The sequence below is a fragment of the Paenibacillus sp. NEAU-GSW1 genome, assembly GCF_009737085.1.
Classification (GTDB): Bacteria; Bacillota; Bacilli; order Paenibacillales; family Paenibacillaceae; genus Pristimantibacillus.
On the sequence record NZ_WOVL01000005.1, the window covers coordinates 80,095 to 101,315 of the forward strand.

The 21,221-nt window shown below is 50.9% G+C and carries 21 protein-coding genes; 14 read left to right on the top strand and 7 right to left on the bottom strand.

Features of this window, described 5'->3' with window-relative positions; all coding sequences use genetic code 11:
* The first annotated feature begins 41 nt into the window (after positions 1–41).
* Genes GOM71_RS04710 through GOM71_RS04720 form a run of 3 tightly spaced genes read left to right on the top strand, consistent with a single transcriptional unit; the run spans position 42 to position 2,640 of the window.
* The gene (locus GOM71_RS04710) at positions 42–971 is read left to right on the top strand and encodes an ABC transporter ATP-binding protein (RefSeq protein WP_156278607.1); all 930 of its coding nucleotides are present in this window, start codon (positions 42–44) and stop codon (positions 969–971) included.
* A complete protein-coding gene (locus GOM71_RS04715) occupies positions 964–1,707 on the top strand; it encodes an ABC transporter permease (RefSeq protein WP_156278608.1) in 744 nt (247 codons plus the stop codon). The genes GOM71_RS04710 and GOM71_RS04715 overlap by 8 nt, the downstream gene beginning before the upstream one ends.
* 21 nt (positions 1,708–1,728) lie before the next feature.
* Entirely contained in the window at positions 1,729–2,640 is a 912-nt protein-coding gene (locus GOM71_RS04720; protein ID WP_156278609.1) for a sensor histidine kinase, read from the top strand.
* Positions 2,641–2,833: 193 nt separating this feature from the next.
* Here the strand turns inward: GOM71_RS04720 and GOM71_RS04725 are convergent, their stop codons facing one another.
* From GOM71_RS04725 to GOM71_RS24320, 3 genes are all read right to left on the bottom strand, one after another.
* Positions 2,834–2,974 (bottom strand): hypothetical protein, encoded by a 141-nt coding sequence (locus GOM71_RS04725; RefSeq protein ID WP_156278610.1) that lies wholly within the window; start codon positions 2,972–2,974, stop codon positions 2,834–2,836.
* A 15-nt stretch (positions 2,975–2,989) separates the two neighbouring features.
* Entirely contained in the window at positions 2,990–3,409 is a 420-nt protein-coding gene (locus tag GOM71_RS04730; protein ID WP_156278611.1) for a GNAT family N-acetyltransferase, read from the bottom strand.
* 166 nt (positions 3,410–3,575) lie between these two features.
* Positions 3,576–4,907 carry a M28 family peptidase gene (locus GOM71_RS24320; RefSeq protein ID WP_156278612.1) on the bottom strand — a complete coding sequence of 444 codons (1,332 nt, stop codon included), beginning with the start codon at positions 4,905–4,907 and terminating at the stop codon, positions 3,576–3,578.
* A gap of 84 nt (positions 4,908–4,991) precedes the next feature.
* Between GOM71_RS24320 and GOM71_RS04740 the strand changes: the two genes are divergently transcribed.
* The 5 genes from GOM71_RS04740 (at position 4,992) to GOM71_RS04760 (ending at position 9,630) form a co-directional block, all read left to right on the top strand.
* The gene (locus GOM71_RS04740) at positions 4,992–5,930 is read left to right on the top strand and encodes a tetratricopeptide repeat protein (protein WP_156278613.1); all 939 of its coding nucleotides are present in this window, start codon (positions 4,992–4,994) and stop codon (positions 5,928–5,930) included.
* Positions 5,931–6,051: 121 nt separating this feature from the next.
* Complete coding sequence (locus tag GOM71_RS04745) at positions 6,052–6,573, top strand: ankyrin repeat domain-containing protein (protein ID WP_156278614.1); 522 nt, start codon at positions 6,052–6,054, stop codon at positions 6,571–6,573.
* 598 nt (positions 6,574–7,171) lie between these two features.
* Positions 7,172–7,369, top strand: a complete 198-nt coding sequence (locus GOM71_RS04750) for a hypothetical protein (RefSeq protein WP_156278615.1) — start codon at positions 7,172–7,174, stop codon at positions 7,367–7,369.
* A gap of 9 nt (positions 7,370–7,378) precedes the next feature.
* The gene (locus GOM71_RS24840) at positions 7,379–7,621 is read left to right on the top strand and encodes a GMC oxidoreductase (protein ID WP_156278616.1); all 243 of its coding nucleotides are present in this window, start codon (positions 7,379–7,381) and stop codon (positions 7,619–7,621) included.
* A 176-nt stretch (positions 7,622–7,797) separates the two neighbouring features.
* Positions 7,798–9,630: an S-layer homology domain-containing protein gene (locus tag GOM71_RS04760; RefSeq protein WP_156278617.1), complete on the top strand. Its 1,833-nt coding sequence runs from the start codon at positions 7,798–7,800 to the stop codon at positions 9,628–9,630.
* A gap of 522 nt (positions 9,631–10,152) precedes the next feature.
* Here GOM71_RS04760 and phnE (GOM71_RS04765) read toward each other — a convergent pair.
* From phnE (GOM71_RS04765) to GOM71_RS04780, 4 genes are all read right to left on the bottom strand, one after another.
* Positions 10,153–11,004, bottom strand: coding sequence for a phosphonate ABC transporter, permease protein PhnE (gene phnE / locus GOM71_RS04765; RefSeq protein WP_156278618.1), 852 nt, complete (start codon positions 11,002–11,004; stop codon positions 10,153–10,155).
* Positions 11,001–11,792, bottom strand: coding sequence for a phosphonate ABC transporter, permease protein PhnE (gene phnE / locus GOM71_RS04770; RefSeq protein ID WP_156278619.1), 792 nt, complete (start codon positions 11,790–11,792; stop codon positions 11,001–11,003). The genes phnE (GOM71_RS04765) and phnE (GOM71_RS04770) overlap by 4 nt, the downstream gene beginning before the upstream one ends.
* A complete protein-coding gene (phnC, locus tag GOM71_RS04775; protein WP_156278620.1) occupies positions 11,789–12,568 on the bottom strand; it encodes a phosphonate ABC transporter ATP-binding protein in 780 nt (259 codons plus the stop codon). Before phnC ends, phnE (GOM71_RS04770) begins: the two co-directional genes overlap by 4 nt.
* Before the next feature lie 131 nt (positions 12,569–12,699).
* Positions 12,700–13,686, bottom strand: coding sequence for a phosphate/phosphite/phosphonate ABC transporter substrate-binding protein (locus GOM71_RS04780; RefSeq protein WP_156278621.1), 987 nt, complete (start codon positions 13,684–13,686; stop codon positions 12,700–12,702).
* Between the two features lie 192 nt (positions 13,687–13,878).
* On the opposite strand from GOM71_RS04780, the gene GOM71_RS04785 reads away from it, so the two are divergent.
* From GOM71_RS04785 to GOM71_RS04810, 6 genes are all read left to right on the top strand, one after another.
* Entirely contained in the window at positions 13,879–15,483 is a 1,605-nt protein-coding gene (locus GOM71_RS04785) for a bifunctional metallophosphatase/5'-nucleotidase (RefSeq protein ID WP_156278622.1), read from the top strand.
* 18 nt (positions 15,484–15,501) lie between these two features.
* Entirely contained in the window at positions 15,502–15,966 is a 465-nt protein-coding gene (locus tag GOM71_RS04790; protein ID WP_156278725.1) for an MEKHLA domain-containing protein, read from the top strand.
* A 104-nt stretch (positions 15,967–16,070) separates the two neighbouring features.
* On the top strand, positions 16,071–16,847 hold the full coding sequence (locus tag GOM71_RS04795) for a hypothetical protein (RefSeq protein ID WP_156278623.1): 777 nt from the start codon (positions 16,071–16,073) through the stop codon (positions 16,845–16,847).
* Positions 16,848–17,186: 339 nt separating this feature from the next.
* Positions 17,187–18,731 (top strand): argininosuccinate lyase, encoded by a 1,545-nt coding sequence (argH, locus tag GOM71_RS04800; protein ID WP_156278624.1) that lies wholly within the window; start codon positions 17,187–17,189, stop codon positions 18,729–18,731.
* A 59-nt stretch (positions 18,732–18,790) separates the two neighbouring features.
* Positions 18,791–19,762, top strand: a complete 972-nt coding sequence (locus GOM71_RS04805; protein ID WP_156278625.1) for an amidohydrolase family protein — start codon at positions 18,791–18,793, stop codon at positions 19,760–19,762.
* Positions 19,763–19,780: 18 nt separating this feature from the next.
* Positions 19,781–21,151, top strand: a complete 1,371-nt coding sequence (locus tag GOM71_RS04810) for a sugar ABC transporter substrate-binding protein (protein ID WP_156278626.1) — start codon at positions 19,781–19,783, stop codon at positions 21,149–21,151.
* Positions 21,152–21,221 lie beyond the last annotated feature (70 nt).

The window sequence follows — 21,221 nt, forward strand, 5'->3', positions numbered from 1 at the left end:
TGCCGCCTTTCAGGTAAAGTGGATGACGAGGTGATGAATTGATGCAAGCGAATACCATATTGATGGCCAATCAATTATCAAAGCAATACGGGGCATTTACCGCACTGCATCCCGTCAGTCTATCCATAACGAAGGGTGAGATTGTAGGGCTGGTAGGCAAGAATGGCGCCGGAAAAACGTCTCTGCTAAAGATGATTGCGGGACAGACGATGCCTACAAGCGGGGAGCTCGAGCTTTTCTCGCAGTCGACACCGGAAGGACTGATGCAAGCGAGACGGCGAATTGGCGCTATTGTAGAGAAACCAAGCTTTTACAGCGACATGACGGCTCGGCAAAATTTGGAGTATTACCGGATTCAGAGGGGGATTCCAGGCAAAGTGTCGGTCGATGCTGCCCTTCAAGAGGTCGGCCTGACTCAGACCGGACGCAAAAAGTTCAAGCATTTTTCGCTCGGCATGAAGCAGCGCCTTGGCATTGCTCTCGCGCTTATGAACCATCCGGACTTGCTTGTGCTCGACGAACCGATCAATGGCCTTGACCCGATGGGCATTATCGAAATTCGAGAGCTGTTATTGAAATTAAACCGGGAAAAACAGATCACGATGCTGATTTCCTGCCATGTGCTGGCGGAGATGCAAAATTTGGCGACCGCCTACGTTTTCATTGATCAAGGAAAAATAGTCAAAGCAATGACGGCGCAGCAGCTGGAGGAGAACTGCAGCCGGTATATTAGGCTGGTTGTCGGGGGAGAGGCGAGAGCGGTTGCCCTGCTCGAAGATCATTTTCCCGATATTCGGTACAGCGTACAAGCGGATAAATCCATTCATGTTTTCAACCTGCTGGACAAAGCGGACGAAATAAACCGGGTATTGGTAAGCAACAATGTCCGGCTGTTTTCGGTGGAAGCGAAAGGAATGAATTTAGAGAATTATTTTGTTTCTCTAGTTGGGAGGCCTGCCGCTAATGGCTAATTATTTAAAAAGCGAGCTATATCGGCTCGCGCGAAAAAAAGCATTGTATGTTTTTTTTGCGATCGGCATTTTTGCTCCGGTCCTCCTGACGATGTTTACAGCTGCAGTTGGCGGAGAACTCTATGCCAATACGGAATTTGTGTTTAAGGTAACGATCGGCAGCTGGACGCTCATCTTTTTCGTTGTGCCGTTTATCGTCAGTCAGCTGCTGATGGATGACTTCTCAGACGGCACTTTGAAAAATACCGCCGCATACGGAATACCGCGCAGCACTGTTTTTTACGGAAAATGGATTTTGGAGCTTGCCGTTCTCGCCATCGCTTGGATTGTCACTTATGCATCGCTTACAGCAAGTGCGTTTTTGATGCTGACAAACAACGGAACAACCAATTTTACGGGGTTTAATACTTCTATTCTAGGCATGCTGCCTTTGGCGCTTGCGGCGCTAGCTGTTTCCCACACGCTTTGTTTTCTGATCGAGAATATGCTAAGCCACTTGGTCGTCTATATTTTAATGATCATCGTTTTGCCCGAGCTGTATTACTTGTTGGCTAGAGCAGTGCCGACGCTGCAGGAGATTGTAAACAGCGTGCCGCTCTTTCCCTATGCCGCTGCCAGCGACTATGCATGGACGGGATCAAACGGTATGCTGCTATGCTGGGCGGTCGGAATTTGCTATGTAGCCGTTGCTTTTCTGGCAAGCGCAAAGCCGGTTATGAGGAAAGAATTCAAATAAATAAACGGAGCGTGACAAAAGATGTGGTATGTCGTGTTTACCGGCGCAGCGGCTATCCTCTTTGCCGCGCTTTATTTACATCTCCGCAGATCGATGCGATTGGCTGCGCGGCATATTAGCGGTCTTTTGTCCGAACCCCATACGAACAGGCGCATTCACTTTCAAACTCCGGATAAACAACTGGAAGCGCTGCTGATTGAAGTCAATCGCATTATTGCGGCAAGGCAGGAGGACCGCATCGCTTACGGGCGGAAGGAGCAGGAGCTGCGCAGAGAAATATCCAGCATGACGCATGATTTGCGTACCCCGCTTACTTCTATACTGGGCTATATTGAGCTGATCAAGGAGGAGCAGGTTACGGCTGAGGAAACGAAGCGATACTTAGACATCGTAGAACGCCGTTCCAACGCTTTGCGGTCTCTCATTAACGGACTATATGATCTATCCCGTATTGAAGCGAGAGATTATCCGATTCAGCTCAAGCAAGTTGATTTACAGCTGCTGTTGAAGCGGGCTATGGCCGATTTTTACCCGGAAATGAAGGATGCTGCTTTTGATGTTGTCCTTAATCTTTCAGAAGGGGCTGTACCTGTAATTGCGGATGAGGAAATCGTCATGCGGATTTATATGAACGTGCTGCAAAATGTACTCAAGCATGGATGTCGCTCCTTGCATTTGTTTCAAGGGGAAAAGGACGGCAGCATCGTAACCGTCATTTCAAACGTGGCGGCATCGTTTCGGGAAGAGGCGCTCCCGCATTTGTTCGAACGGAGCTACACCTCAGACCCGGCGCGGACGGGGAACCATAGCGGCTTAGGGCTGGCCGTTGTGAAAGGGCTGATGGAGCAAATGGGTTATCGCGTGCATGCGGAGTATGAAGCTCCGATATTTACGATTTGTTTGAACTGGACAAAGGGCGAGGAGAAGGATTAGCCCGAGAGCAGGTGAACAAGGCCGAGAACGGCTTTGTTTGCGTAGAGGCGGCAGCAGCAGAGCGAAACAAGGCTGAAAACAGCCTTGTTTCGGCAGTACAGCCACGATCCGTCAGCGGTAAAGGACTTCGTTTAACTCGTCAGTTCAACCAGCTTCGTCCATATGCCCCAATAGAGATCGTAGTGCCTGCCGCCTACCCCTCCATCGCAAAACAGTAATCGCCATGCAGGATAACATTGTCTGCTGCCGAGTAACGATGTTCATTCAAAGGATGAAGATCAATTTCCTTAGCCCGCGCATCATTCAACAATTCACTCGTGCGATTGCGTTTCACGCCGTAGTCCTCCTGCTATAAATTTTTTTTCAAATAGTAATGCGTATAGCCGCCGGCATTCTGGATTTCTCCATAAACCTCGAACCCTTGCTTTTTATAAAAATCTAATGCTTGAAAGCTCAGTGTATCGAGCTTGATGAAGTCGCATGCTTTTTCTTTCGCGATTTTCTCAACAGCTTCCAACAGTTTCTTTCCATAGCCGAACTTCCGTACGCTTTCATCCACGAATAGATATTGAATTTCCATCCAGTTCCAGCATATCTCTCCGACAATGCCGCCCAGAATGCGGCCGTCCGCATCGGTTAAATGAAGATTGATTTCTTCGTATCTTCCCTTTAAATGATCAGGAAAATGCATAAGATTAAACTCGATCATTTTGTTTCGTACATAGCTTTTATCCGTATCTTTAATTTCGGTTGAAATAAAAAAATCCATGTTTCTATAGCGCTCCTTATAATAGAATCAAATATAAGCTTACCATATAATTCCTACTTATCCATAGCGTTTTTGAAAAAGCCCTAACGGTCATACCCAAAGAAATAACGTTGCGTGACAGCGCTATTTCCCAATTGGCATCCATACGATCAAATCCCTGACTGCGTCAGTCAGGTAAGAGATTATCGCGCCCTCCTGTTTTTATTGCTGTGGAAAGCTGTTGGTTCAAAAAGCTTTTAATTAATCTAGACGTCTCATAAGCGGCAACATAATCTACTGTTTCCCATTCCGTATGTTCATTCATATAACCGGCAGACAAATTGACGCTAGGGATGCCAAATGATTGCGCCAAAATTTTGGCGTCGCTGGAGCCGCCAGCGGTCACTTTCCAATCATTCATGTCGGCCAGGCGGCCAGCTTTCTCGAACAGCATGCCGTATTCTTCGGAGCAGAAAGGAATGACACCCCTGCAAGATGTGACGATGTCACGAGTTCCGCGACGGTCAACAACGATGGCGGCATCGACATCAGCCAGAAAATAGCGGTCCAGCTTCTGCGAACCGACGAGTCCGATTTCTTCCTCGACGGTAAAGGCGATCTTTAGAGTGCCGTTAAATTGGAGTTGATGAATGTTGTCCGCCACTTCCATAATAACGGCAATGCCCGCCCGGTCATCTGCGCCCAATATTCCATTGCTTGATCGTAAAATTGTACCTTCTTGAATAATACAGCGATCATTTTCCAGCTCCTGATAGATGTCCATGTGAGCGGACAGCAATACAGTTGGCCCTTCGCCGCAATAGATTGCCGCACATAAATTGCCTGCCCGGTCGACGAATAGATCGTCTGCAATGGAACGCAGCCTGCCCCGAAGAAGCTGCCTGATTTGCGCCTCTTTGCCGCTTTCGCCTGGGACGGACAGCCATTCGATTAAGCGATGCTTGAACTGCTCGGCCTCGTAACGCGAGAGAGAGCAGGGATTCAAGTGAATCTCATAGAGACGTTCGGCGAGCTGCAGCAGAAGCTCTTTGCGATCGCCGCAATCAAACTCAATCGCTTTTTCTCGCGGACGTATAGCCATCCCTTCAGGAGCAATCATTCGCAACAGCTCGATTTGCTTGCGGGTGAGACGAGTCAGCGTACCTACTGTTGGAGTACGGCGGCCGTGTCCGTCACAGCTATGGATAGTGTACATGCCAAGAGCATTCATCCATTGGCAAATGCCGCGCATAGAGAGATCGATATCCGCCAGCGGCAGTTCATGCTCAACCGGATTAACAAGGCATTCGCCGCCGCAGCGGTCAACTTGGCTAGAAGCGGTCTTGAGCGCTGCCGCCCAGCTTTGTTCCGAAACGAAACCCAGCTCATCTATCGTTGCGCCGATATTGACCAAGGTTTGGTTAAGCAGTTTGCCGGCATGGCTCGGTTGGCCGTTAAATTTTCCGTTTACATCTGAGGCTTTGAAACCATAACGAATAAGTAGTTGAGTTGCGTTCACCCTTGAATCATCCCCTTTGATTTAGTAGTTTTAGTGTAAGGGGCTGCTGTGACCCGCGGTCACACTAAAGCGAGGAGTAAGAGAATGAGAGACGAAGAGCGGCAATTGGTTCCATACGAAGAGGAAAGAGAGCTTCAGCGGAAGTTAAAAGAGGCGAGGGAACGAAGAGACGCAATCGAGATAAAGGCGATTCGGGCCGAGCTCGTTACATTCTATGTTTTCTACGGGGAAACGTATAAAAATTCAGAGGCGCCAGACCCGCAATCGGCGAAATGGTGTCTGAAAAAAGCTTTGGAGCTCCAGAAGGATCATCCTGTCGCTAATTATCGGTACGGCCATTTAATGTACGCCGATAAAGAGTACGCATTAGCCGCCTATTATTTTAAAAAAGCTGTGGACGGAAGCCCCGAGAAATGCCTTAGCGTTACACAGAGTTTAATAGCGAATATTATTACCGTTAATTGCGGCCTGCTTATGGCAAAGCTGGCTATTCAAGAAGTCGATGAGTTGGAAGAGCTTTATGAGGACGATTTGACGGATGCAGCAAAACGAGAAGACTTCTTAAGCCGTATGATAGTCAATAGCCAAGAAATGCTGGAACGCCATATGTACTTGAAGGTAACGCCTTCGAGAGACGAGTACATTTCTCAGGAGCGTTACTTGTCCGAGAAGGAGACAATTGGGGACAATGAGATCAAAATTTGCGTCACGCCGGACTACAGAGTGATGCAGTTCCAAAACAGAAAGCCTGAGAAACTTACGCAAACGGAGTTCTATGTTGCGCATACCGTCTTGATGTCCGCCACTTATCTCGAAACGCAAAAAATCGGGGAAGCGCTAAAGGATCTGGAGAAAATCATTAAGCCGGATGCCATCCGCAAATGCCTTAGCAGGCTAAGCAAAAATATTCCGTTCTGGGACTTGATTGTCGATACTTACCTTACCGGAAATTATTCTGCTCGCAGGAGGCGCAACGGGATTAAGTACACGCTATTGTGCCACAGCAGCATTGCGATTCCTTAATTGCAGGATACTAGCTCCTCCAGCGAGAACTTAATATTCGATCCTATCGCCGATACTTGCTTGTCGGTCGGTTTGGATCGGTATGATTTAAATTGTTCCACATTGAAATGGAGGCTGAATAATGGAGTTGACACCTTTCATTAACGATTTATTTAAAGCGGCACAGTCAGGTGATGCTGCGCGTCTGCAGGGCATTTTGGAGTCTCACCCGCAGCTTGCCAATACGGAAAATGGGCAGGGCCTTACGCCGCTTGGCTATGCGGCGCATTTCGGGAACAAAGATGCCGTTCAAGTCTTGTTGAATTATGGAGCAGATGTTAATGCGGTATCGCATTCCAGCGTTTCGTATATTCCATCGAATACAGCATTGCATGCGGCAATTGCGGGAGAGCGCAACGCGGACGTTATTAAGCTGCTATTGGAGCATGGTGCGCAGACGAACATTTTTGACAGCAACGGCCATACCTGCCTGCATTCTGCTGCATTCCATGACGACAACATCGAACTGATCCGCCTGTTGATCGAGCATGGCGCTGAAGTGAATGCCAGAATCGAAGGCGGAGAAACGGCATTGGCGCTCGCGATCGGGCAAGGCAACGTTAACGTTGCGGAACTGCTTCGCGAGTTTGGCGCGCTGCACTAAAGAACAAAGCCCTGACTATCCGCAGTCAGGGCTTTGTTCTTTAGTGTCGGCCTGCTTTGGCGCTGGGCTTCTAAGGTGCAAATGTACCTTAGAAGTGTAGAAGCAGCAGCAATTCTCAGTTCTAAGGTACAAATGTACCTTATCTCGTCAAGGTAATCTCGATTTCACCTCCAAATTGGGCGTCTAAGGCACAAATGTACCTTAGAAGTGTAGAAGCAGCAGCAATCCTCAGCTCTAAGGTACAAATGTACCTTACCTCGTCAAAGTAACCTCGATCTCACCTCCAAATTGGGCATCTAAGGTACAAATGGACCTTAGAAGTGTAGAAGCAGCAGCAATCCTCAGCTCTAAGGTACAAATGTACCTTATCTCGTCAAGGTAATCTCGACAAACCTCCGATTCGAGCGTCCAAGGTAGCAAAGGGTGCATTAAAATTTTTGTTCGCGAATATGATTGTAGGTTAGCAGTTAGCCCAAGTTTATTGAAGGAAGCGGTGAAACATGAGGATCTATGTCGCTGGTGAAAAAGATACATTCCTTTAATCAAATGCTTTTGCGGCAATTATGGGAGGGCGGTTATTTCGAAGCTGCGCTCGTGCGTGCCGGATGCGACTTATCGCTGCAACAACAGCTACTTCAGTTGGATCGTATTCATAGGGGAAGCGCTGCGGCTTGGAGCATTTGATTTAGCCGTCAATGCCAGAGCCGTTCAAATCAGGTTCGAGCAGGATCGTGTTTTCGGCGTGCAGGTGATGGCGCCTGATAAATCTCCTGCAGTGCTTCCGATCAAGAAGTGATGCAGCAGATTGGAAGAAGGTTTAAGAAACATTGTTGGCGTCTTAAAGGCAACCATTCCCCCAGCAAAATGCATTTGGTGTCCCGGATACGACAACCATGAATCGGGAACTTGCCGCATGGGAAATGATCCTGCTACCTCGATAGTAAACCGTTATGGTCAAGTCCATGGCATTTCCGGGCTGTATGTTGGCGCATCAAGCATTCAGGAGATTATCGCGGATGTTAGTGAAGAAATTCGTGCTAAGCGGTAATGAATGTAATCTATAATTTTCAAACATAAATACAATTTTTCCCTTACAAAACTATTATCATGGTATAATAGTTTTGTTTTTTTAAATTCTAAGAATCTATCGATAGCCGTTTCACCCTATACCAACTAAACGCTCTAGCATCTTTGCAGCGCGGAATGAAATGAGGACTGAACCAATTGAATTTTGTATCCATATTGAAGAAAACGGCGGTTTTCAGCACAGTACTTGCCGTTACAGCTGCTGCTGCGCCTTTTTCCAGTCAAGCCGATGCAAGCAGCAATGTACAAAATAGTGTCCAATCGAGAAGCGAGCAGGATATTGAAGCCAAATGGAAGCAATATTTGCCCCAGAAATTTGCTTTGGACAAGCTGTTTGCGGTAAAGCCGAACATAACCTCGCCTTACAGCGCAGGCCGATTGAACAGTTATGTGCTTCAGGATGCATTGAATGCAACCAATTTTGCCCGCTATTTGGCAGGACTTCCCGATGACGTCACGCTTGATATGAGCCTGGAGACGCAGCAGCAAGCAGGAGCGGTGCTTACGGCTCGCCACGGCAAGCTTAATCATTTTCCTAGCCAGCCAAGTGACATGGCCGATGACTTTTACCAATTGGGCTATGACGCGACATCCTCCAGCAATCTCTCGGCAGGGCGGGACTCGCTTTATGATACGGTTTTCTTCGGTTATATGGCGGACAACGGAACGAATAATCTGGATACTGTCGGCCATCGCCGCTGGATCATCAATCCGCAAATGAAGAAAACGATGTTTGGCCTTGCCCACAGTCCAGATTCGATGTACGGCTATTATTCTACGATGTACGCATTTAATAGAGAGCGCGCCGAAGATGAAGTCGAATATGACTATATCGCATGGCCGTCGGCAGGCAATTTTCCTGCAGACGTTCTGACGCCGAGCGACCCTTGGTCCGTATCGTTGAATACCGATCTATATGACAAGCAAAAGACGAGCGAGATTAAAGTGACCGTTACGCGCGAAAGGGATAACAAATCTTGGTCTCTGGACGCCGGGGACAGAGATTATGCAGGAAACTTTTTTAACATTAACACCAGCTATTATGGCGTAGACTTTGCTATTATTTTTCGGGCCGGCGATATAGATTCATATAAAACAGATGATGTGTATCAGGTGACGATAGACAACCTGTATATGACGAATGGCGAAAAAACGTCGATTTCGTATACGACATCGTTCTTCACGATGCAGGCAAGCTTCAAAAATACGAATGCGGTCCGTTCGATGCTCGTCGGCCAAAAGATGCAATTTCCGATCACAGGAAGCGCGAGCAGATACGTATCTTCGGATAGCAGCATTGCAAGCGTTGACAGCAAAGGAGTAGTAACCGCCCATCGGGATGGCAATGTCAACATTACAGTAGACGGTTACTTAGGCTATGGCAATAATACGATTCAGGTATATGTGATGAAGCCGGAGTACGTACAGCCAGTTAGCGCTTGGGCGAAGACAGGCATAGCGAAGGCGATCGAATACGGACTCGTAAATAATTATCCCTATTACAATGATCTTACGCTTGCTGTGACGAGAGAGGAATTTGTTAATTATGTCGTCGGGATGCTCAGCGCGTTAGACCCATCCTTGGACCTGAGTGACTATTACAGCAAAAAATCGCCGTTCACGGATGTTAATAACGGCGATTCGGCTATTATTTGGGCCTATGAGAAGGGGATTATTAGCGGCACCGGCAAGGGCAAGTTTTCTCCATATGCGACAATGACGAGGGAGCAAGCTGCAGTGCTGCTGCTGAACGTTTACGATTACCTTGGCGGAAAAGACAGCGGCGGGGCAAAAGTGTCGTTCGCGGATCAAGGCAAAGTATCGGCATGGGCCGAATCAGCCGTACAGCGAGCTGTTCAACTGTCGCTGCTTGGCGGCGTTTCGGGCAATAAGTTCGATCCGCAAGGCAAATACTCGCAAGAACAAACGATTGTAACGATGCTGCGGTTGTATGAGAAGTTTATGGAATAGATAAGCAAAAGGGTTTGAGCGGAGTCATTCATGATGGCTTCGCTCAAACCCTTTTTTTTCGCGCGTACGGCGCGCTTTACCTTGCTCTAACGGATTCTTATTCCGTTAGAGCGTCCGAGGTAACTCTATAGTTACTCCCTAACGGAACGGGAGGTCGTAACGTAAGCCGCACACCTTCCACCTCGACGCAAGTTGGTACTCTAACGGATTCTTATTCCGTTAGAGTGTCCGAGGTAACTCTATAGTTACTCCCTAACGGAACGGGAGGTCGTAACGTAAGCCGCATACCTTCCACCTCGACGTAAGTTGGCACTCTAACGGATTCTTATTCCGTTAGAGTGTCCGAGGTAACTCTATAGTTACTCCCTAACGGAACGGGAGGTCGTAACGTAAGGCGCGCACCTTCCACATCGACGCGAAACCGCGCCCTAACGGATTTTCGTTCCGTTAGAGTATCTCAAGTGTGCGGGAGTGAGGTCTTATCACCCCCGTGCAAACGGGAGACAAGCGAAACGAAGGGCTTTATATAAGCCGCTTCCGGAAGAAGCCGGAGATGGCGTCGATCGCCGTAATCATGACGACGATGCCGAGCAGAATGATGCCGACGCGGTCCCAGTTGCGGGTGCTGAGCGCGAAGATCAGCGGTGTGCCGATGCCGCCCGCCCCGATTACGCCGAGAATTGCGGCGGAACGCACGTTGATCTCGAACCGGTAAAGCGTATAGGACAAGAAGCCTGGCAGTACCTGCGGAATGACGGCGTACCAGAGCAGCTGCAGCCGATTCGCGCCTGACGCGGTCAAAGCTTCGAGCGGACCGCGGTCGATGTTCTCGATCTCGTCGGCGAACAGCTTGCCGAGCATGCCGACGGAATGCAGGCCAAGCGCCAGCATGCCGGCGAAGGAGCCGGGGCCGACCGCTTTAATAAACAGGATGGCCATGACGATTTCCGGGAAGGTGCGAATGAAGCTGAGCGCGATTTTGCCCAAGCTGGACACTGCCCGCGAGCTGCTCATATTCGTTGCCGACCAGAAGGCGAACGGGATGCAAATCAGGGTAGAGAGGAAGGTGCCGCCAATGGAAATGGCCAGCGTATCGAGAAGCCCGCGCAGCAAATCTTCGCCGTCGGGCAAATAAACGTAGTCCCAATCCGGCGCAAAGACACCGGCAAGAATAGATTTCGTAATCTGTCCTGCCGTCTCTTTCAAGCCGGTGAACGGCACGCCGGCGAACGCCCAGCCGTATACGGCGACCAGCGCCAAGATAATAAGCCAGCGATAGCGGTTTTTTCGCGGCTTCGGCACTCGGGCATTCCAGTCTGCAGCAGCAGCCGGCTTGCTAGCATTCGTAACTGTTGTTGCTGTTTTTGTCGTCATAGCAGTCTCTCCCGCAGTTTTGCGCTCGCGTAATCGATCAATAGCACGATAGCTAATGTAAAAATAATAATGACGCTCGTCTTGTCATATTCCAGAAAACCAAGCGTTACTTCGTAGTAATGGCCGATGCCGCCCGCCCCTACGAGGCCGAGCACAGCAGCTGCCCGAACGTTGATTTCGAACGTGTACAGCGTAAAGGACATGAAATGCGCCTGAATTTGAGGGACAACGGCGTAAGCGATGATCTGGAGCTTATTGGCACCGACGGAAGCCATCGCTTCCAACGGACCGCGGTCGATCGCCTCCAGCGCTTCATAGGTCAGCTTGGCAATAAGACCGACGGAGAAGACGGTCAAAGCGAAAATGCCGGGCAGCGAGCCAAGGCCAAAAATCGCAACGAACAGCGCGGCCAGCAGCAGGTCGGGAATCGTCCGCACCAGGTTCAGCAGAAAACGAATCGGATAGAAGATCCAGCTGCTTCCGGCGATGTTGCTTGCGCAGAGCAGCGCAACGGGAATCGCAAGCATTGCGCCGATGGTCGTTCCGACAATCGCCATGCGGATCGTCTCCAGCATTGCCTCCAGAATGTTATCGAAATAGGTCCATTTCGGAGGAAACATTTCGCGCAGCAGCTCAAACATATTGCCCAGCCCGTCGACCAGCTCGCCAAAGTCGGCTTCGGTTTTATACGCGCTCCCCCACAGCAACAACAGCAGCAGGCCTGCCGTAAAATAATGCTTGAGCCGGCTTGGCGGCTTCGGCCGATTGAATTTGATGTTCGCGCTCATGACTCAAGCTCCCCAAGCAGCTCGCCCCGCTGGATCGGACGGCCGTAAATTTCGGCGAACCGCTCGTCGGTCGCCTCGTGCACCGGTCCGTCAAAGACGACCTCGCCTCCGCGCAGGCCGATAATGCGCGTCGCGTACTGCCTTGCCAAGTCGATAAAGTGCAGGTTGACGATCGTCGTAATGCCGAGCTCTTGATTAATCTTTTTCAAATCATCCATAACTTGCTTTGTCGTAAGCGGGTCAAGCGATGCGACAGGCTCGTCGGCCAAAATAATTTTCGCCTCTTGCGCCAGCACGCGGGCAATCGCCACACGCTGCTGCTGTCCGCCGGACAGCTCGTCGGCGCGCGCATAAGCTTTTTCGGCAATGTTGACGCGCTCCAGCGCTCTGAAAGCGAGTTCGATATCGCGTTTCGGGAAGAGGCCAAGAATCGTTCGCCAGGTGGAATGGTAACCGACTCGTCCCGCCAGCACGTTGCGCAGCACGGAGGAGCGTTTGACCAAATTAAAGCTTTGAAAAATCATGCCGATATCCCGCCGGATCATCCGCAGCCGCTTGCCGCCGGCTTTCGTAATCGAGGAGCCGCTGATCATAATTTCGCCTTCGGAAATGTCGTGAAGGCGATTGATCGCGCGCAGCAGCGTCGATTTGCCTGCGCCGGACAATCCGACGACGGCGACAAACTCCCCCTTTTCAATGGACAGGCTAATGCCGTTTAGCCCTTTGGTCGCGTTGGGGTATACCTTAGTGACATGTTGCAGCTCGATTGTGCTCATCTTTGCGTTACCATCCTTTGGTTGTAGGTTCATCCATAATAAATACAAGTACAGCCAGTACGGGCGGCGCCCGTACTGGCTTCTTGCGATGCTAGCTATTCGTTTGACGCGCGCAGCAGCGCAATGATAAGCTACTCGGTTTTTACTTTCTCGCCGTATTCGCGAACGATGGCAAATACGCTGTCGTCCGATTTTACATAGCCTTCGTGCGAGTAGATTTCTTTAATAATGGCATGGCCTTCCGCGTCAGCGGCGATGTCGATGAATGCTTGCTGGATTTTTGCCATCCACTCGGCGTTCATGTCGGAACGAACGGAAATCGTATCGTTAGGAATTGCCTCCGTAAAGGTCAGCACGCGTGTATCTTCAAATACAGTCGGGTAATCTTTGCTTACAATGTTACGAGCATCTTGGAAAATAGCAGCGGCATCGACGTCGCCGTTCAATACGGCGATAACGCCTTGGTCATGGCCTTTTACCGTAACCGGTACAACGTCTTTAAGCGGATCAAGCTGGCTTTCCATCAGCTTGCCTGCCGGCCATACGAAACCAGCTGAAGAGGTAACGTTCTGATAAGCGATTTTTTTGCCTTTCAGGTCAGCGATCGATTGGATCGGGGAGTCTTTCTTAACGATAATCATCGACTTATAGAAATCGACCAACTTATCTGTCGGAGCGCCAGTCTCGTCTTCTACGCCAAAGCGTTGAGCTTGAAGAATAACTTCAGCCGCGCCTTTTTCTTTGGCAAGCACGTAGCCAGTCGGAGGCAGGAAGCCGACATCGACTTTTTTCGAAGCCATCGCTTCAATAATCGTGTTAAAGTCAGTGGAGATGCTCACTTTAACCTCGATGCCGAGCTTGTCGCTAAGCAGCTTCTCGAGCGGCTTCGCTTTTGCTTCGAGCGTGTCGGCGTTTTGGGAAGGAACGAATTGAACCGTCAGCGTTTCAGGCACATAGCCTTCCGCTTTTGGCGCTTCAGTAGCTTCTGCGGTAGCCGGCGCGTTCGACGCATCATTTGCTGCGTTGCTATTCGCGTTATTCTCGGTTTTGGCGCCGCATCCGGCAAGCAGAGATACAGATACGAACAGGGATAACAGTATGGCCGTTACTTTTTTCAATCTCAAACCCTCCAAATGATTTCTTGTATTTGATTGCTTGTTTACTATAGGCAATTTTTGTTATCGGTTCGTAATCGCGAGGATAAGTATTTGTAAATTCAGGTAAAAGTGCTGATTATAAGGAGGTTGCACTGCTAAAATAGCTTTGCCGTCAGCTGCGGCAATCTAGCATTAAAAGGAGAATCGATTTCGATGACTGCCGATTCTATTCAAACAACCTATCGTTTTCAACTATTAGCAACGAGCGATGTGCACGGACAGATCGTGCCTTATGATTATGCGACGAAGGAAAGGCGCCGCGACTCGCTTGCGGCGCTTGCTCCGATGATCCGCAGAGAAAGAGAGGCGTCGCCGGAGCTATTGCTGCTCGACAACGGCGATGCGCTGCAAGGAACGCCCCTAGCGCATTTCGCCGCCCGCAGGAGCTGCGGGGGAACGCATCCGATTATTGCAGCGATGAATGAGCTCGGTTATGACGCCGCCGTGTTCGGAAATCATGAATTCAATTACGGCAGGGAGCTGCTGGAGAAAGCGGTTCGCGAGTCGGAATTTCCGTGGCTGTCTGCCGGAATTGTCGATCGTGCCACGGACGAGCCTGCTTTCGGCAAGCCTTACATCATAAAGAGGATTAACAATGGAACGATCAAAATAGCGGTGCTTGGGGTGACGACCCATTACATTCCCAATTGGGAAAACCCCGAGCATATCGAGGGGCTTCGCTTTCAAGACGCATTAGAGACTGTGAAGCATTGGGCGGCTCATATCCGGGAAGAGGAGAAGCCTGATTTGCTCGTCGTCGCTTATCATGGCGGCTTTGAGCGGAGCTTGGCGGACGGTACTGCGGCGGAGCGGCTGACGGGGGAGAACCAGGCCTATGCGATGTGCGAGGCAGCTAAAGAAGCTGGCATCGATGTAATCATAACGGGACATCAACATCGGCTGATCGCGGACGAGGTGCTCGGCGTCACCGTCCTTCAGCCCGGCTTTGGCGGAGAAACGATTGGCAAAGTAACGGTTGACTTTGAGCACGAAAACGGCAGGTGGACAATTAGGGAGAAAAAAGCGGAGCTCCTGACGCCAAATGAATGGGAGACGGACGAACAGGTGACGGCTGTTGTGGACGAAGCGGAGCGGCAAACGCAGGTATGGCTGGACGAGCCGATTGGCACGGTAGAGGGCGATATGAGCGTGAGGGAAGGGACGATCGCGAGCCGTATGGCGGATCATCCGTTCATCTCGTTTGTCCATCGCGCGCAAATGGAGGCTTCCGGTGCTGAATTGTCCGTTGCAGCGCATCTTGCCGAGCAGCCGCTTGGCTTTGGCGCACAGGTGACGATGCGCGACGTGCTTGCTAATTTCCGCTTCCCGAATACGTTGACGGTGCTCCGCTTGTCCGGCCGCGATATTCGCGACGCGCTGGAGCGTACGGCCGATTACTTTCGGCTGGATGAAAGCGGGGAGCCGCAGGTTAATCCGGCTTACTTGGAACCCAAGCCTCAGCATTACAATTATGACATGTGGGCGGGCATTGAGTATGTTCTGGATATCCGGCAGCCTGTCGGATATCGGGTTGCAACGGTAACGCGAAACGGGAAGCCCGTCACAGATGACGACAGCTTTGAAGTCGTTATGAACAACTATCGCGCAAGCGGAGGCGGTGATTACGAGATGTTTCGCGGGCGGCCGGTCGTACGTGAAATGATGATTGAGCAGGCGGAGCTGTTTGCTGATTATTTCCGCCGTTACAGGTCGGTTCGAGCAGAATGCAGCCATAGCTGGAAGGTCGTCTACGAATGAAAGGGGCATAAGGAATTGATGGAAAAGAGAAACGGCATAGGTGCAACCGAAGCGCACGCCCGATTGCTGATGGATAGTTATAAACGGTGGACAGGACGTGATCTGCTCGTCGCGAAGACACAAGAGAACGGAATCAGCGAAGCGCTTTTTCAGGCGCCGTTCGTCATTCTGTCGCATGGAACGGAAGCGGAGCCTGTGTTGAACTACGGCAATGAAAAAGCGTTGGAGCTGTGGGAGATGAGCTGGGACGAGCTGACATCAACGCCTTCCCGCTTAACGGCCGAGCCGATGGCGCGCGAGGAGCGGGACCGGTTTTTCGAACGGGTAACCGAGAATGGCTTTGTCGACGGCTATACCGGCATCCGAATTTCAAGCACGGGAAGGCGCTTTGCAATCATCGATACGCTGGTATGGAATTTGGTTGACGAAGAGGGCGTGTTTCGAGGACAGGCAGCGGCTTTTTCGGAATACCGTTATTTATAGCGGAAGCAGGAGGGTTCTAAGAAAAATAGTACTGCCTCGCTCGGACGCTTGCTGGTAAGCTGGAGCAGTAATCCAATACGATCGTTACAAGGAGTGCTGGTTCCATGCTGGAAACACCGACGTGGGCGAAAGCTTTCGCATATTTTTCCGCCAAGCTGTCTGCCGCAGGCGGCTTGTTTCTGCTGTTTTTGCTGGTGGCTGCCGGCTTGGATTTGTATGGCTGGGGAGAGATTGCGAGTGAGCCGATAATTTGGTGCTTATTATTCGGCTATTCGATTCTGTTTTCGCTGGCGGCAGACGGCATTATGCTGCTTGCAAGAGTCCGGCGAGAAAAACGGATGCTGCTGGAAGTTCTTTTATATGCTTCGGGCGGTTATTTGCCTTTTCTACTATTAAGCCACAACGGGGCGAATTGGTTTTATGTCTTTATAGGATTGCTAGGTGTTGCTTGCTCGCTCATTTTCTTTGGCATTTATCATTTTATGCGCTACAAATGGCCTTTCTCGGGTGTAATTGCGGCGACGCTGCTCATTCTGCTCATTGTATTGGCAAAAGCTGATTTAACGATCACAAGGCAATGGGAGGAGCTGCGAACGGATAACGGATATGAGGCGAGCTTTGCGTATTTCCGTGGGGAAAAGGCGATTGCCATTTCGCTTAAGCATGGAGAGACGCTCCGTTGCGATATCAGTTGGAATCCCGAGAACGACGGAGGCTACGGCATGCGTGTGCTGGATGATCGCGGTGAGACTGTCCCGCTTACGGATTCTGGAGGACATGCATTCTCGTTTACTGCTGACCGCTCCGATACGTACTGGATTGCTATATCCGGAAACAAGCTAAAGGGCTCTGTTTCGGTAAAATGGACGATAGAGAAGTAACCTTCGTTCTGAGATGGCCAGCTATCTGACCTATAAAGCATTTGTTCAAAAAAGGGTTGCTTCATGTGGAAAATGGTGGTACGATACTAAACATACAATTCCACTGGGAATAATAAGTTATTAAAAAGCGCTACCGGATAACCGGAGGCTTCGATGCTGGACTGCCAGCTCGGAGCCTTTTTTTGTTTAACGTTAACGCTATGAAATATGATCTTGACCGGACAGCCGGAGAGATCGCTGTTGCGGCGACTCCGGCTGTCTTCTTTTATAGAAATAAAAGCCTGTAAAAGGGTTGTTACATAGTCTATACAACAGTTGATGTCAGGGGGTTATTCATAGATGGCAATAAAACGGCAATGGCGCGCAACGGAAGATGAGGGCAAGGTTTTCCCCGGATTATCTTATGCGAGAACGGTACTGGCGCCTGCCTACGGCAATGCCAAGCGCCAGCTTCTCGAGCCGATGATTGCGATTCATAAAGCGCATCTCATTATGCTTCGGGAGCGCGGACTTATGCGCAATGAGAATGCGCAGCTGACGGCAAAGGCGCTGCTCGGCCTCGATATTCATAAACTTCGCAGCGGAACGTATACCGGCAAGTTTGAGGATTTGTTTTTCGAGGTTGAGCAGCAGCTGCTCGAGCTCTCGGCGGAAGCTTCGGGCAATTTGCATCTGGCGCGAAGCCGCAACGATATGGGTATCGCCATCTATCGCATCGTGCTGCGAGAGAAGCTTGCCGCCACGATGGATGCGGCGCTTGAGCTGCATGATGCGCTTCGCCGTTTCGCGGATAAGCATGCGGAGACGATAATGATCGCCCACACGCATACGCAGCAGGCGCAGCCGACAACGATCGGACACTATGCAGCGGCTGTGACAGATTCGCTGGCCCGTGATATTCGCCGGTTGAAATCAGCGTATGAGGGTTGCAATGCGAGCAGCATGGGAGCTGCAGCATTGACAACGTCCGGCTTTGCGATTAGCCGCGAACGGGTGGCGGAGCTGCTTGGATTCAACAGCGTTATTGAGAACAGCTACGATGCGGTAAGCGGCGCTGACTATGTCGGCGAAACGGCTTCGGCTGTGCAGCTGGCTGCGATCGGCTTGGGCAGATTCGCGCAGGAGCTGCTGCTATGGTGCATGCAGGAATTTGCCGTGGCTAAGGTGGCCGCGCCTTATGTGCAAATCAGCTCCATCATGCCGCAAAAACGCAATCCGGTATCGGTCGAGCATGTCCGGTCGCTGCTATCAAGCGCCGCAGGCGATGCGCAGACGGTACTCGCGATGATTCACAATACGCCGTTCGGCGACATTGTCGATACCGAAGATGATTTGCAGCCTTACGCTTGGCGCAGCTTAAGCACGCTTGAAGCCGTGTACGGTTTGTTAGCGAAAGTGATCGATACGCTCGAGATCGATAAGGACGTTTTGCGCAAACGCGCCTACGACAGCTTTGCGACGGTAACGGAGCTCGCGGATACGCTCGTTCGGGAGGAAGGGCTAAGCTTCCGGCTTGCCCACTCCATTGTGAGCAAGTTTGTCGCCAAGGCGGCTGAGCGGGGAGAACGCGTTCGCGGTCTAAGCCTGTCTTCTTTGAAAGAAGCGGCTGCAGCCGCTGGTCTTAAGCAGCCGCTCAAGCTATCGGCTGAAGCATTCCATCTCGCGCTTGATCCGGAGCGCTTCGTGCGCATCCGTACTCTCCGAGGCGGACCCGCGCCAGAAGAGCTGCGGCGAGCATTGGGCGAGCAGGCCAAAAGGCAGGCGGAGCATCGCGCGTGGCTGGAGGAAGAGGCGCAAAAGCAAGAAGCGGCGATGAAGGCGCTGGATGACATTTTAACGGAATGGACAGCAGAGAAGCGAGCAAAGAGCGAAAAAAATGATTGAGATGAAAAGGTGTGACTTTGGGCCCCGCTCAAAGATACTGATATCAGAGGTGAACGCATATGTTCCGCAACCATTCATTTAAGGTATATGACATACACGGACATTTGCCGTATCGGATTCAAGGAGGCGGCATTCAGCAGAAAAAGCACGAGTTGATCTCCCGTTACGGGGCGGAGCGTGCCGAACGGATGCGTCTCACATGGGATTTTCCGGAGATTCAACCGCATAATCCGGAGCATGATACGACTCCGCTAATTGACCGCTGGGCGCAGGAGCTGGACAAATACGGCATTGGCGGACTTAACTTTCTAACCGCCCTCGATAACGACAACATGGCGGATCAGCTGGCGCGGTATCCGGATCGGTTCACCGGCTTCGCGTTCCATCCGATTGAAGCGCCGGACGCGGCGGAGGAGCTGAAACGGGCGGTCAACGAGCTGGGCTTGAAGGGCTATAAGCTCTTCGGCCCGTTGACGCAAGTTCCGTTCGACGATCCGTCGCTTGCCCCGGTGTGGACTTTTCTGGCGGAAAAAAAGCTGCCCGTGCTCATTCATTTCGGACTGCTGGGCCATGCCGGAGGCATCGTCCATCATCCGAATATTAATCCGCTGGCTATTTTCAATACGGCGCGCGAGTATCCGGATATTCCGTTCATCATTCCGCATTTCGGCGCAGGCTACTTCCAGGAGCTGCTCCACTTGTGCTGGAGCTGCCCGAACGTGTCGATTGACACGTCCGGTTCGAATCAGTGGATTCGCTGGATGCCCTACGAATTGACGCTGGAATCGCTGTTCCGCAAAACGTATGAGCTGATCGGGCCGGAGAGAATTATTTTTGGCACGGACGCCATCGGCTTCCCGCGCGGCTATCCTTATCGGTACTTGCAGGACCAAGTACGGGTGGCGCGTGATCTCCGATTCAGCGAAACCGAGATCGAGAACATTTTTGGCAACAACGCCAGAAGGCTGCTGAGGCTTGAAATCGCGGGTTCGTCCTCCGCAGCCGGCACGGCGACTAAACATACGATATAAATTTTGGGAGGGTTTAGGATGAAGAAGAAACCGATACTTACGATTAGCTCCGCATTGCTGGCATTAGCTGTTGTGCTCGCAGGATGCGGCAACGGCAATGACAACGGAAATGCGGGAAAAGAAAACCAGGCGGCAACCGCCGAGCCGGACAAGGCCGCAGAGCAAGCATCGGCGGCGCCTGCGCTGGATCCTGACAAAAAAGTAACGATTGAATATTGGCAGTATGAATTTCCAGCTAAAGTCGAACTGATCCAATCGCTTATTGAAGAGTTCCAGCAGGAGCATCCGAATATTACGGTCAAACAAACGAATTTCCCGTACGACCAATACAATCAAAAGGTAGCGGCTCTCGTGCCTGCGGGCAAAGGGCCGGATGTCATCAATCTTTATTACGGATGGCTGCCTAAATACGTATCCTCCGGTTATTTGCAGCCGTTGCCGGAAGCTGATTTCCCGTCTGCTGAGATTGAAAAGAACTTTTTCCCGTTCGTTGAGACAGCCAAGCTGAACGGCAGCTACTACGCGCTTCCAACTGGCGTGCGTACGCTCGGACTCTTTTATAACAAAGATTTGTTTACGAAAGCAGGCCTCGATCCGAACAAGCCGCCAACAACTTGGGAGGAGCTTGTGACCTACGCGAAGCAACTGACGGAGACGGACGACAAAGGGCAGTTTGTTGTCGAAGGGTTTGGCTGGGAGCCGGGCTCGCAGCTGCATCACTGGTTCCGCGACGGCCTGCTCTATCAAGTGGGAGCGAAGGATACGAGCGACGACCGCAAGAAAATTTTGTGGAACGAAACGCCGGCTGGGCTTGAAGCCTTCAACTATTTGATCGACTTCGCGAAGAAACATAAGGTCGGCATCAACGGTTTCTACAACGATGACGCGAACGCGTTCAAGACAGGCCATGCAGCGATCAATGTGGACGGCTCGTACCGCCTCGGATCGCTCAAGAAAGACGTGCCGGATTTGAACTACGCCATCGCGCCGTTGCCGGCGTACAAAAACAAATCGACGCAAGCGTCGTTCTGGGCTAACGCTATTCCTTCGACGGTGAAGGGCGACAAGCTTGCCGCAGCCGTTGAGTTCTTGAAGTTTTTAACAAGCAAAGGCGTGCAGGAGCAATGGGTGGAAAAGATCGGCGAGCTGCCTGCGCAGAAGGAAGTGGCACTTCAGGACAAATACGTTAATGACGAGAAGCTTGGCCCGTTTATTTCGCAGCTTCCGGACGGCAGAGCGCATTTCTTTATTGACGAAGTGCAGGAGCGGACGCTGTTCGTCGAAGCTGTCGATCAGGTGCTGCTGAACGATGTGCCGGCCGAGAAAGCTTTTGAGGAGCTCGTTGCCAAGACGCAAAAGCTGTATGACGATTACTGGGCGAAAAAATAACGTGATCATGAAGTGACTTTGAACGTGGAGTGAATTTGAGCTCAGCTCAAAGATCCTGATGTCAAGGAGG